The sequence below is a fragment of the Pseudomonas sp. S30_BP2TU TE3576 genome, from assembly GCF_050436025.1.
In the GTDB taxonomy this organism is placed as follows: domain Bacteria; phylum Pseudomonadota; class Gammaproteobacteria; order Pseudomonadales; family Pseudomonadaceae; genus Aquipseudomonas.
The window spans coordinates 4,854,279-4,866,088 of the sequence record NZ_JBNDLK010000001.1 but is presented as its reverse complement, the minus strand read 5'-3'; the positions used below and the strand labels follow the sequence as shown (position 1 = coordinate 4,866,088).

The window sequence follows — 11,810 nt, the reverse complement described above, 5'->3', positions numbered from 1 at the left end:
ATTCACCCCCCAGAACCCGGGTTTTTTTTGCCTGCGATTTAACCTTTTACATGTGCCAGCGGGAACAGCCGCTTGAAATTCGCCGTGGTCTGCTCGGCAAATCGCTCGTAGGGTTCACCACGCAACATTGCCAGAAATTCCGCTACCTCACGTACGTATTGCGGCAGGTTCGGCTTGCCGCGATAGGGAATCGGCGCCAGGTACGGCGAGTCCGTTTCCACCAGCAACCGGTCGGCTGGCACCTTGCCCGCCACATCACGCAACGCGTCGGCATTGCGAAAAGTGACAATCCCGGACAGGGAAATGTAATAGCCCATGTCCAGCGCGGCCTTCGCCATCTCCCAGTCTTCGGTAAAGCAATGCAATACGCCCGCCTGGGGCAGCGCCGCTTCACGCAACAAGTCCAGGGTATCGGTGCGGGCGCCACGGGTGTGGATGACCACCGGTTTGCCGGTCTGCTGCGCCGCTTGCAGATGCAGGCGAAACGACTCCTGCTGCAACTGCGCCGCTTGCGGTTCGTAGTGGTAGTCCAGGCCGGTTTCGCCGATGGCGACCACACGCGGGTGATTGAGCTCCTGCAACAGCCAGTCCAGCGCCGGCGCGGCACCCGGCTGCACATCCAGAGGGTGCACACCCACCGAGCAGTCGACGTCGTCATAACGTTCGGCCAGGGCTTTGACGTCGGCCGCGTTGTCCGCGCTGACACCGATACACAGAAAGTGCCCTACCCCGCGCTGTCGGGCCGCATCCAGGGCGGCATCCAGGGAGCCGTCGTGGGCGGCCAGGTCGAGGCGATCAAGGTGACAATGGGAATCTACGAGCATAAAGGGCTGCAACTTACATCGAATGGGTGGGACGGTCGGATGTTCCGATACTCAGAGTCTAGGCGCAGACAGTCATCTTTGGGCAGGCAACGACGCCCATTGCACCAGCAATGCCTCCAGCAGCAAGGCCGGATTGAGGTTGGCCTTGCTCAAGACTTTCTGTCGCTGGGCGAGTATCCAGTCCTGGATATCGAGGACTTTGCCCTGGGCACTTTTCTGCGCCAGGTATTGCACGACCTTGCGCATGTCAGTCAGGCCGAGGCCGGCTTCATCCTGGGTCAACTGATAGCGCAGGATCAGGCTCGACCAATCGCAGAACCAGTCGAACAGACGCAACATCGGAATGTTTTTCCATTCTTCGGCCAGTTGCGTCGGCGACTGCTGTTGCTTGAGAAGTTTTTTCACCCCTTCCACCACTTGCGTGCGCTGTTCACGCACGCCCTGGGCCTGAAGACTGACCGCCGCCAGCGGTGAACCGGCAGCCAGCGTCAGCAGTTCGACACGCTCTTCTTCGGAACACTCCGGCAACGCCTGAGCCAGCCATTTCAAGCTCATGGCATCGCCCGGCAGCGGACAGGCCTGCTGCACGCAACGACTCTTGATCGTTGGCAACAAACGGCTCGGCTGATGGCTGACCAGCAACAAAACAGTATCGCCGGACGGTTCTTCAAGGCTTTTGAGCAAGGCGTTGGCGGCGTTGATATTCATCGACTCGGCCGGCTCGATCAGCACCACCTTGCGCCCGCCCAACTGCGCGGTCTGCACTACGAAACCGACCAGGTCGCGAACCTGATCGACCTTGATCGCCTTGTCGGCTTCTTCCGGTTCCAGGATGTAGTTATCCGGATGACTGCCAGCCTTGAGCAACAGACAGGATTTGCATTCTCCGCAGGCGTCCAGCGCGTTCGGGCGCTGGCACAGCAAGCTGGCCATCAAGCGCTCGGCCAGTGCCCGCTTGCCGATCCCCGCCGGGCCATGCAGCAGATAGGCATGAGCATGCTGGGCGCGACCGGCCAGTTGCTGCCAGAGATTTTCCTGCCACGGATAGGCCTCAGCCACGGCTCAACTCCAGCAGGCGCGGCAGCAAGGCATCCAGAGATTGCTGAACCTGCGCCAATGGTTGGGCAGCATCGACCAGCACATAACGCGCCGGATCCGCCTTGGCCCGCTTGAGGAAGGCATTGCGTACGGCATCGAAGAAGGTCCGGCCTTCGAGCTCGAAACGATCCAGACGACCGCGGGCGCTGGCACGGGCCAGGCCGACCTCGACAGGCAGATCGAAAATCAGCGTCAGGTCCGGGCGCAGATCGCCCTGAACGAAGGTTTCCAGGGTCGCGATACGCTCCAGCGACAAGCCACGGCCGCCGCCCTGGTAGGCGTAAGTCGAATCGGTAAAACGATCACACAAGACCACGGCACCGCGGGCCAGCGCCGGGCGAATCACTTCGGCCAGGTGCTGGGCACGCGCCGCGAACACCAGCAGCAACTCGGTATCCGGGTTCATGACTTCGTCGACCGGGGCCAGCAGCACTTCACGGATGCGCTCTGCCAGCGGCGTGCCACCCGGCTCGCGGGTCAGCACCACCTCAATGCCGGCGGCGCGCAAACGCTCGGCCAGGTATTCGCGATTGGTGCTCTTGCCGGCGCCTTCCGGGCCTTCCAGAGTAATAAACAAGCCAGTCACAGGCAGTCCTTAGTCAGAGTCATTGCGGGCTTTTCGGCGCGCTTGCATCGGGGGCCGGCATTTCAGGGGCCGGTGCAGGATCTTGCGGCGCCACCTGCGGTAGCGCCTCGGGAGCCGTGTTGGGTGAAGCGGCCGGGATCGGCGCCAGTTCCTGCGAAGCCTTGGCCTCCTGCGTACCGGATTGCTCACCCTCGGGTTGCGGCGTCTCGGGCGCGGTAGCTGGCGCCGGGCTGGAGCGGTAATCGGCGCGACGCTTGAGCTGGAACTCCTTCACAGCATTGTTGTGGGCATCCAGGTCATCGGAGAACACGTGAGTGCCATCACCGCGCGCCACGAAGTAAAGGCTGTTGCCCTCAACCGGATTGAGCGCCGCATGAATGGCTTCGCGACCGACCATCGAAATCGGGGTCGGTGGCAGGCCCGCATTCATGTAGGTGTTATAGGGCGTCGCTTCCTTGAGATGAGCCCGGGTCAGCTTGCCGCTGTAGCGGTCGCCGAGGCCGTAGATCACCGTCGGGTCGGTCTGCAACAACATGCCCATCGCCATGCGTCGCACAAACACACCGGCAATTTGCCCGCGTTCCTGCGGCACACCGGTTTCCTTTTCGACCAGCGAGGCCATGATCAGCGCCTGGTAGGGTTCGGTGTACGGCGTATCCGCAGCGCGCTGATCCCACTCCTTGGCGAGTACTTCGTCGAGGCGGTCGTAAGCGGTTTTCAGCAGCTCGATATCGGACATGCCGCGCACGTAGCGATAGGTGTCAGGGAAAAACCGCCCTTCCGGAAAAACCCCGGTGTGGCCAAGCTTGTCCATGACCTGGCTATCGCTCAAACCGTTGAGGCTATGATCGAGCTTCTCTTCCTTGGCCAGCGCTGCGCGGACCTGACGAAAATTCCAGCCTTCGACCAGCGTCAGGCTGTACTGAACCATTTCCCCACGCTTCCACAAGTCAATCAGGCCTTCGACGGTCATACCCGGTTGCATGCGGTACTCACCGCTGTGCAGCGGCTGTTTGGGGAGGTTGAAGCGCCAATACACACGCAGCCAGAACGCGTCCTTGATGACGCCATTGGCTTCAAGTCGATAAAAGGTGCGGGTCGGCGTCGTGCCCTTGGGCACATCCAGCAATTGCTCCTGGGCAATGTTCAGCGGCTGTACCAGCGCCGAATGAATTTTCCAGGCTGAAGCACCCAACAGCAGCCCCGCCAGAACCACTCCGGTTTCCAGCAGCAGCAAGAATTTACGTCTCACGTATCAAGCATCCAGTAGCGCACGGGCAATGGTTTGGAGTTTACGGGTGAGCGGCCCAACCGGCCAGTGAAGAGCAGCACAGGCGCGCACCGGCCAGATACCATACACGCTGTTGCAGACAAAGACTTCGTCAGCCCATTGCAGCTGTTCGAGGGGAATGTCGGTGATTTGCAAGGGGATTCCAAGCGACTTGGCCTGAAACAATATTTCGGCACGCATCACGCCGGCCACGCCACAGCGCTTGAGGTCCGCGGTGATGAGCACACCATCGCGCACCAGGAACAGATTGCTGAACACGCCTTCAATCACGCGCCCGGCCTGATCGAGCATCAAGCCTTCGGCATGTTCGGTGTCCTGCCATTCGGCACGGGCGAGGACTTGTTCAAGACGGTTCAGGTGCTTGAGGCCGGCAAGTAATGGCTGTCTGGACAATCGCGTGGCGCAAGGAAACAAACGAACACCCTGCTCGCCATGCGCGGCAGGGTAAGCCGCAGGTGGATTGCCTTGCAGAATGCGTCGGGCCTGGGCCGAAGGATCGGGAGCGTAACCGCGCAGACCGTCGCCGCGGGTGAGAATGAGCTTGAGTACCCCATCACCCAATGCCGCGGCATAGGCCTGCAATTCGCTGCGGATCAACGCTTGATCGGCGGTAAGCGCCAGACGCGAACAGCCATCCGCCAGACGCGACAGATGCCGGTCCAGCAACACTGGCTGCCCGTTGCGCACGGCGATGGTCTCGAACAGACCATCGCCATAAGCCAGGCCGCGATCCTTCAGCGACAAAGCGTCAGCCGGCTGACCGTCGACCCAGCTGTCCATCAGCCTGCGAACCGGCGGAACACCAGCGAGCCGTTGGTGCCGCCAAAACCGAAGGAGTTGGAAACCACTACATCGATATCCATGTTGCGCGCGGTGTGCGGCACGAAATCGAGGTCGCAACCTTCGTCCGGCTCATCGAGGTTGATGGTCGGCGGCGCTACCTGGCTGTTGATGGCCAGCACGCTGAAGATCGCCTCGACCGCACCCGCCGCACCCAGCAGGTGGCCGGTCATGGACTTGGTCGAACTGACGGCCAGCTTGTAGGCGTGCTCACCGAACACCGACTTGATCGCATTGACTTCGGCCAGGTCACCTGCGGGAGTCGACGTGCCGTGGGCGTTGATGTACTGCACTTGATCGCCATTGATCTTCGCATCGCGCAGCGCATTAGTGATGCAGCGCGCAGCACCGGCGCCATCGGCGGGTGGTGAAGTCATATGGTAGGCGTCGCCGCTGGTACCGAAGCCAATGAGCTCGGCATAGATCGTCGCGCCGCGAGCCTTGGCGTGTTCCAGCTCTTCGAGGACCAGCGCACCGGCGCCATCGGACAGCACGAAGCCATCGCGGCCCTTGTCCCATGGACGGCTGGCGCGGGTCGGCTCGTCATTGCGGGTCGACAGTGCGCGGGAGGCACCGAAGCCGCCCATGCCCAGACCGCAGGCCGCCATTTCGGCACCACCGGCAATCATCACGTCGGCTTCGTCGTACATGATATTGCGGGCTGCCATGCCAATGCAGTGTGTACCGGTGGTACAGGCCGTGGCGATGGCGTAGTTAGGCCCCTGTGCGCCCAAATGGATCGACAGGAACCCGGAAATCATATTGATGATCGAGCCTGGCACGAAAAACGGAGAAATCCGTCGTGGGCCGGTCTCGTGCAGGGTGCGGCTGGTTTCTTCGATATTGGTCAGTCCGCCAATACCCGAGCCCATGGCCACGCCAATGCGTTCACGGTTGGCGTCGGTGACTTCCAGGCCGGCGTTGCGTACCGCCTGAAAACCTGCGGCCAGACCGTACTGAATGAACAGGTCGAGCTTGCGGGCTTCCTTGACCGACAGGTATTCCTCGACATTGAAGCCCTTTACCGAGCCGCCAAAACGGGTGGAATAGGCAGAAAGGTCGGTGTGTTCGATCAGACCAATGCCACTGCGGCCAGCCAGAATGCCCTGCCAACTGCTCGGCACATCCGTGCCCAGTGGCGACAACATACCCATACCGGTGACTACGACGCGTCTACGCGACACAGCACTCTCCTTTTTTCAAATGACGACTTTGCATCAGGCCTAAAGAAAAAACCGCACGCCGTGATAGCAGTGCGGTTTTTCCATGACAGCGAGCAACGATTACAAACTATTACGCCTGGTGGGCAGTAACGTAGTCGATTGCGGCTTGTACAGTAGTGATCTTCTCAGCTTCTTCGTCAGGGATTTCGGTCTCGAATTCCTCTTCCAGAGCCATCACCAGCTCAACGGTGTCAAGGGAGTCGGCACCCAGGTCTTCTACGAAGGAAGCAGTGTTGACCACTTCTTCTTCTTTAACGCCCAGTTGCTCAGCAACGATTTTCTTGACGCGCTCTTCGATGGTGCTCATACCTTGTTTTCACTCCTAATGGACAAATTCAGGCAGCTGGCCAGTGGGTAAGTGTATAGAAAGGCTTTTCAGCTTTTCAACTGAAAGCTTCACTCCTCAAACCCGGTGACCCTATGCCTATAAATAGATTGCAGCTTTATAACGGATTTTAGACAGCTCGTATGACATTTTTTTGAAGCAATCCGTCACATTTGAATTACATGTACATCCCGCCGTTCACCGGGATTGTAGCTCCGGTAACGTAAGCCGCACCGTCCGACGCAAGAAAAGCGACCACGGACGCGATCTCTTGAGCTTGCCCCAGACGACCCAGCGGAATCTGCGTCTGCAAGGCTTCACGCTGCGCCTCGGGCAGTTCACGGGTCATATCGGTATCGATGAACCCTGGGGCCACCGAGTTTACCGTAATCGAACGCGAACCGACTTCACGCGCCAGAGCACGACTGAAACCTTCCAGGCCGGCCTTGGCGGCAGCGTAGTTTACTTGGCCTGCGTTGCCCATGGCACCCACAACCGAGCCAATACTGATAATTCGGCCCCAGCGCGCTTTGGTCATGCCGCGCAAAACGCCTTTGGACAGGCGGAACAGACTGTTCAGGTTGGTATCGACAACGTCATGCCACTCGTCGTCTTTCATGCGCATCATCAGGTTATCGCGGGTGATGCCGGCATTGTTGACCAGGATCGCCGGCGCACCGAACTGCTCCTGAATGCTTGCCAGGACACTTGCCACGGACTCGTCGCTGGTGACATTGAGCTCCAGGCCGGTGCCTTGAATACCGTTTTCCTTCAGGGTCGCGGCAATACGCTCGGCGCCCGACGCGGAGGTCGCGGTACCCACAACGATGGCGCCCTGACGACCCAGTTCCAGGGCGATAGCCTGGCCGATACCACGGCTGGCACCGGTGACCAGTGCAACTTTACCTTGCAGACTCATGCAAGCTTCTCCTGATTCAGGCCAACGCTGCACGGGCGGCAGCGAAAGCGTCTGGGGTATTGAGGTTGGATGTCGACACGCCTTCGGCGCAACGCTTGTTCAGGCCGGCCAGCACTTTGCCTGGGCCGCACTCGACCAGACTGGTCGCGCCCCTGGCTGCCAGCGCCTGTACCGATTCGACCCAGCGTACTGGCTTGTACAGCTGTTCGAGCAGATCACGCTTGAGGGTTTCCAGATCGGCCGGCACTTCGGCACTGACGTTCTGGACCACGGGAATCTGCGGTGCCTGCCAGTCGATCGCGGCGATCGATTCGGCGAAACGCTCGGCAGCCGGCCGCATCAGTTCGCAGTGGGATGGCACGCTGACCGGCAACGGCATGGCACGCTTCGCACCACGGGCCTTGCAGCCTTCGATGGCGCGATCAACGGCAGCCTTGGCGCCGGCAATCACCACCTGGCCCGGGGAATTGAAGTTGACGGCGCTGACCACTTCGCCCTGTGCCGCTTCGGCACAGGCAGCCAGCACATCAGCATCTTCCAGACCGAGGATGGCAGCCATGCCACCCTGCCCGGCTGGAACCGCTTCCTGCATCAGTTGGCCGCGACGCTCAACGAGCTTCACCGCGTCTGCCAGCTTCAGGCTACCGGCAGCAACCAGCGCGCTGTATTCGCCCAGACTGTGCCCGGCAACATAAGCCGGGCGCGCACCACCTTCCGCCAACCAAAGACGCCACAGGGCGATAGAGGCGGTCAGAATGGCCGGTTGGGTTTTATCGGTTTGATTGAGTTGCTCTTCCGGCCCTTGCTGGGTCAATGCCCACAGGTCGTAACCCAGTGCATCGGAAGCTTCTTTGAATGTTTCAAGGACAACCGGATGTTGTGCGCCCAACTCGGCCAGCATGCCGAGGGACTGCGAACCCTGTCCCGGGAAGACGAATGCGAGGGAAGCAGACATGTAACAAGCCCCTAATGATCTTGTCGTCGGAGAGTTGGCGTCCCGCTTGGGGGACGCAAGAAACTGACAGTTGGATGGCCCATCGAACCAAGCGGTCACATTTAAGCATTGTCCGACGAAAACACCTAAGGCAACAAATCCTCCAGACGGCCGTGCAGGCGCTCGGGAAGATTCTCCTGAATCTCGATCAAGGCTCGCTGAATGGCACTTTGAAAACCCTGAACCCCGGCAGAACCGTGGCTTTTCACTACAATTCCCTGCAATCCGAGAAAGCTCGCACCGTTGTGTCGTGCAGGCGCCAGATCAGCCTGCAGACGCTTCATCAAGGGCAGCGCCAGCGCGCCGACCACGCGAGAGGCCACGTTCTTTCTGAACAACGCCTCGATGCGCCCGGCAATCATGGTCGCCAGGCCTTCGCTGGATTTGAGCAGGATGTTGCCGACAAAACCGTCACACACCACCACATCCGCTTCGCCACGGTACAAACCGTCACCTTCGATAAAGCCGATGTAATTGATGCCCCGGGCGCTTTGCAACAACGTCGCTGCCAGCTTGACCTGTTGATTGCCCTTGATATCTTCGGTGCCGATATTCAGCAACGCCACCCGTGGACGGCTAATGCCCAACGTCTCCGCAGCCACCGAGCCCATCACTGCAAACTGCAACAGATGCTCGGCACTGCAATCGACGTTGGCACCCAGGTCGAGTAATTGGCAGTAACCCTTTTGTGTCGGGATCGCCGCCACCATGGCCGGACGGTCAATACCCGGCAGGGTTTTGAGCACGAACCGCGACAACGCCATCAGCGCCCCGGTATTGCCGGCACTGACACAGGCCTGGACTTTACCGTCGCGCAGCAGCTCAAGCGCCACGCGCATCGACGAATCAGGCTTGCCACGCAAGGCCTGGGCGGGTTTTTCGTCCATGGTAATGACTTCGCTCGCCGGGGCAATCGACAGGCGCGCGCGATCCACAGCCGATTGGCCAGCGATCAATTCTTCAAGGAGGGAGGGTTGACCGACGAGGGTCAGGTAAAGCGAGGGCGTAGCAGACAGGCAAGCAAGGCTGGCCTGGACAATGCTGCGGGGACCGAAGTCCCCGCCCATTGCGTCAATCGCGATGACTTGAGCGGACAAGTGATTACTCGTCAGCGCCCTTGTCGATCACTTTACGGCCACGGTATACGCCTTCTGGCGATACGTGGTGACGCAGGTGAACTTCACCGGTGGTTTTTTCTACAGACAGGGTGCTAGCCTCGAGAGCGTCGTGCGAACGGCGCATGTCACGGGCAGAGCGGGATTTTTTGTTCTGCTGAACAGCCATAATTGATTAACTCCTAAACGTTTGGGTCACGCTTTAACTGCGCCAATACACTGAACGGGTTGGACCGCGTTACCTCGTCCTCGCTCGGTTCGGGCTCATCTGCTCCCGCCGGCTGCTGGCATTCTTCCGGATGATGAGCAGGCACAATGGGCAAGGCGAGCAGAAGCTCCTCCTCGATCAGTGACTGCAGATCCAAAGGATCTTCGCCCAGTTCCAGCACGTCATAACCTTTCGGCAACGACTGGGTATTCGCACCCTCCTTCACCACAGCGTAACTGCATTCGCTGTGGATCGGCAGGGTGACCAGCTCAAGACAACGCTGGCAAACCATTTTGACTTCAGTGTCGATAAAGCTGTGGATGACCACAGATTTACGTTCATCTCGTTCAAAAACGAATTTAGCCTGCACCGTACCGACATTGTCGGAAAGCGGGTCGCAGAGTCTCTCCAAATCGGCCAGCAGCATTTCACCTTGAAGGGTGGTGCCACGATCAGCCAATTTGCGCGGGTCAACGTGAGGTGGAATCGGGTCATTCAACATAGGCGCAGCATTATAGGGATGCACCCGCCCATGTCAAAGGAAATTCAGCCCTGTCCGCCACTTGGAAGCCTCGCTAGAATTCGCACCTGTCTTTTGGAGATGCGCATGCTGCCCTTATTACTCGCTTCCGGCTCGGTCTATCGCCGGGAATTGCTGACCCGCTTGCAGCTGCCTTTCACTTGCAGCTCGCCGGATATCGACGAAAGCCATCGCCCGGGCGAATCCGCCATCGAGCTGGTCAAGCGCCTTGCCGAAGAGAAAGCACGGGCGCTGGCCGACAGCCATACCGCTCATCTGATAATCGGCTCTGACCAGGTCGCCGTGCTGGGAGACCGGATTATCGGCAAGCCCCACACATTCGAAAAAGCCCGCGAACAACTGCTGGCCTCCAGCGGTGCCAGCGTGACCTTCCTGACCGGCCTGGCCTTGCTCAACAGCCAGAGCGGGCACTGCCAGGTCGATTGCGTGCCGTTCACCGTACACATGCGCACACTCGACGCGACCCGCATCGAGCGTTACCTGCACGCCGAGCAGCCCTACGATTGCGCAGGCAGCTTCAAGGCCGAAGGCCTGGGGGCCAGCCTGTTTCAAAGCACCGAAGGTCCGGACGCTACCAGCCTCGTCGGCCTGCCCTTGATTCGCCTCGTGGACATGCTGCTCGCCGAAGGCGTACGAATCCCCTGATTACAACAAACATGTAGCAGCTGGCGAAGCCTGCGTTCGAGTGCGAAGCACTCGCCAAGACATCCACCGCGACCTTACAGGCAAATCGCGCACCGGAATTGCGAGCGCTGCGCACTCGAACGCAGGCTTCGCCAGCTGCTACAGAGACTGCGTTCAAACGAAAAAACCGGCCACTTGGGCCGGTTTCTCTACACGCTGAAAATTAGCGCAGCGACGGACCGTTAAAGCCCATCCACATCGCCAAATGCTCAGCCACGCTGGCACCGAGTTTTTTCGAGAAGCGATCGAATGGCGACTCCTGAACGGTAAAGTCCACCAGCTCTTTCTCGCCAATCACATCCCGCGCGACCGAACTGGCATTACCCAGCCCATCGATCAACCCCAGTGGCAGCGCCTGCTCGCCCGACCAGACCAGACCGGAAAACAGCTCCGGATGCTCTTTATCCTTCAGGCGATCGCCACGCCCTTGCTTGACGCTATTGATGAACTGCCTGTGAGTCGTATCGAGCACGCCCTGCCAGAAGGCGGTTTCTTCCGGTTTCTCTGGCTGGAACGGATCGAGGAACGACTTGTGCTCGCCAGAGGTGTAAGTGCGACGCTCGACGCCCAGCTTCTCCATGGTGCCGACAAAACCATAGCCTGCCGCCGTCACGCCGATAGAACCGACCAGGCTCGCCTTGTCGGCGTAGATCTGGTCCGCCGCGCTGGCGATGTAGTAAGCACCGGAAGCCCCCAGGTCGGAAATGACCGCATACAGCTTGATGTCCGGATGCAGGCCGCGCAGACGACGGATCTCGTCGTAGACATAACCCGACTGCACCGGACTGCCGCCCGGGCTGTTGATGCGCAGGACGACACCCTTGACCTTCTCGTCCTCGAAAGCCGCACGCAGGCTGCCAACGATATTGTCTGCGCTGGCCGGCTCCTTGTCGGCAATCATGCCTGTCACATCGATCAGCGCCGTGTAATGGGCACTGCGGGTAGCAGCCTTCTCCATATCCATCAGCGGCGAAAACAGAACAATTGCGCCAAACAGATACACAAAAGTCAGAAGCTTGAAGAATATTCCCCAGCGACGGGACCGACGCTGCTCCTGCACGCCGGCCAGCAGTGTCTTTTCCAGCAGCTTCCAGCTTCTGTCGTCACCGCTCTCTGCATTCGCCTTGGCGGGCGCCTTCCATTCGTCGGTCATGCCATCCAC

At 59.8% G+C, this 11,810-nt stretch carries 14 protein-coding genes; 1 reads left to right on the top strand and 13 read right to left on the bottom strand.

Annotated features, from left to right (window positions below; genetic code table 11):
- Positions 1-38: 38 nt before the first annotated feature.
- From ABIA48_RS22215 to ABIA48_RS22160, 12 genes are all read right to left on the bottom strand, one after another.
- Positions 39-824, bottom strand: coding sequence for a TatD family hydrolase (locus tag ABIA48_RS22215; RefSeq protein ID WP_429491357.1), 786 nt, complete (start codon positions 822-824; stop codon positions 39-41).
- A 72-nt stretch (positions 825-896) separates the two neighbouring features.
- Entirely contained in the window at positions 897-1,883 is a 987-nt protein-coding gene (locus ABIA48_RS22210) for a DNA polymerase III subunit delta' (RefSeq protein ID WP_429491355.1), read from the bottom strand.
- Complete coding sequence (gene tmk, locus ABIA48_RS22205) at positions 1,876-2,508, bottom strand: dTMP kinase (protein WP_310054721.1); 633 nt, start codon at positions 2,506-2,508, stop codon at positions 1,876-1,878. The genes ABIA48_RS22210 and tmk overlap by 8 nt, the downstream gene beginning before the upstream one ends.
- A gap of 19 nt (positions 2,509-2,527) precedes the next feature.
- Positions 2,528-3,760 carry an endolytic transglycosylase MltG gene (mltG, locus tag ABIA48_RS22200; RefSeq protein WP_429491354.1) on the bottom strand — a complete coding sequence of 411 codons (1,233 nt, stop codon included), beginning with the start codon at positions 3,758-3,760 and terminating at the stop codon, positions 2,528-2,530.
- Between the two features lie 3 nt (positions 3,761-3,763).
- Complete coding sequence (gene pabC / locus ABIA48_RS22195) at positions 3,764-4,579, bottom strand: aminodeoxychorismate lyase (RefSeq protein ID WP_429491352.1); 816 nt, start codon at positions 4,577-4,579, stop codon at positions 3,764-3,766.
- Positions 4,579-5,823 (bottom strand): beta-ketoacyl-ACP synthase II, encoded by a 1,245-nt coding sequence (gene fabF / locus ABIA48_RS22190; RefSeq protein WP_429491350.1) that lies wholly within the window; start codon positions 5,821-5,823, stop codon positions 4,579-4,581. The genes pabC and fabF overlap by 1 nt, the downstream gene beginning before the upstream one ends.
- Positions 5,824-5,932: 109 nt before the next feature.
- Positions 5,933-6,169, bottom strand: coding sequence for an acyl carrier protein (acpP, locus tag ABIA48_RS22185; protein WP_007987170.1), 237 nt, complete (start codon positions 6,167-6,169; stop codon positions 5,933-5,935).
- A 196-nt stretch (positions 6,170-6,365) separates the two neighbouring features.
- Positions 6,366-7,106 carry a 3-oxoacyl-ACP reductase FabG gene (gene fabG, locus ABIA48_RS22180; RefSeq protein WP_007987168.1) on the bottom strand — a complete coding sequence of 247 codons (741 nt, stop codon included), beginning with the start codon at positions 7,104-7,106 and terminating at the stop codon, positions 6,366-6,368.
- A 16-nt stretch (positions 7,107-7,122) separates the two neighbouring features.
- A complete protein-coding gene (gene fabD, locus ABIA48_RS22175; RefSeq protein ID WP_429491347.1) occupies positions 7,123-8,061 on the bottom strand; it encodes an ACP S-malonyltransferase in 939 nt (312 codons plus the stop codon).
- A 125-nt stretch (positions 8,062-8,186) separates the two neighbouring features.
- Entirely contained in the window at positions 8,187-9,197 is a 1,011-nt protein-coding gene (gene plsX, locus ABIA48_RS22170; protein ID WP_204934300.1) for a phosphate acyltransferase PlsX, read from the bottom strand.
- A gap of 4 nt (positions 9,198-9,201) precedes the next feature.
- Entirely contained in the window at positions 9,202-9,384 is a 183-nt protein-coding gene (gene rpmF, locus ABIA48_RS22165; protein ID WP_003179396.1) for a 50S ribosomal protein L32, read from the bottom strand.
- A 13-nt stretch (positions 9,385-9,397) separates the two neighbouring features.
- On the bottom strand, positions 9,398-9,925 hold the full coding sequence (locus ABIA48_RS22160; protein WP_007942001.1) for a YceD family protein: 528 nt from the start codon (positions 9,923-9,925) through the stop codon (positions 9,398-9,400).
- Between the two features lie 105 nt (positions 9,926-10,030).
- Between ABIA48_RS22160 and ABIA48_RS22155 the strand changes: the two genes are divergently transcribed.
- Positions 10,031-10,609, top strand: coding sequence for a Maf family protein (locus ABIA48_RS22155; protein WP_429491344.1), 579 nt, complete (start codon positions 10,031-10,033; stop codon positions 10,607-10,609).
- 202 nt (positions 10,610-10,811) lie between these two features.
- Here the strand turns inward: ABIA48_RS22155 and ABIA48_RS22150 are convergent, their stop codons facing one another.
- Positions 10,812-11,801, bottom strand: a complete 990-nt coding sequence (locus ABIA48_RS22150) for a S49 family peptidase (protein ID WP_429491342.1) — start codon at positions 11,799-11,801, stop codon at positions 10,812-10,814.
- Between the last annotated feature and the right edge of the window lie 9 nt (positions 11,802-11,810).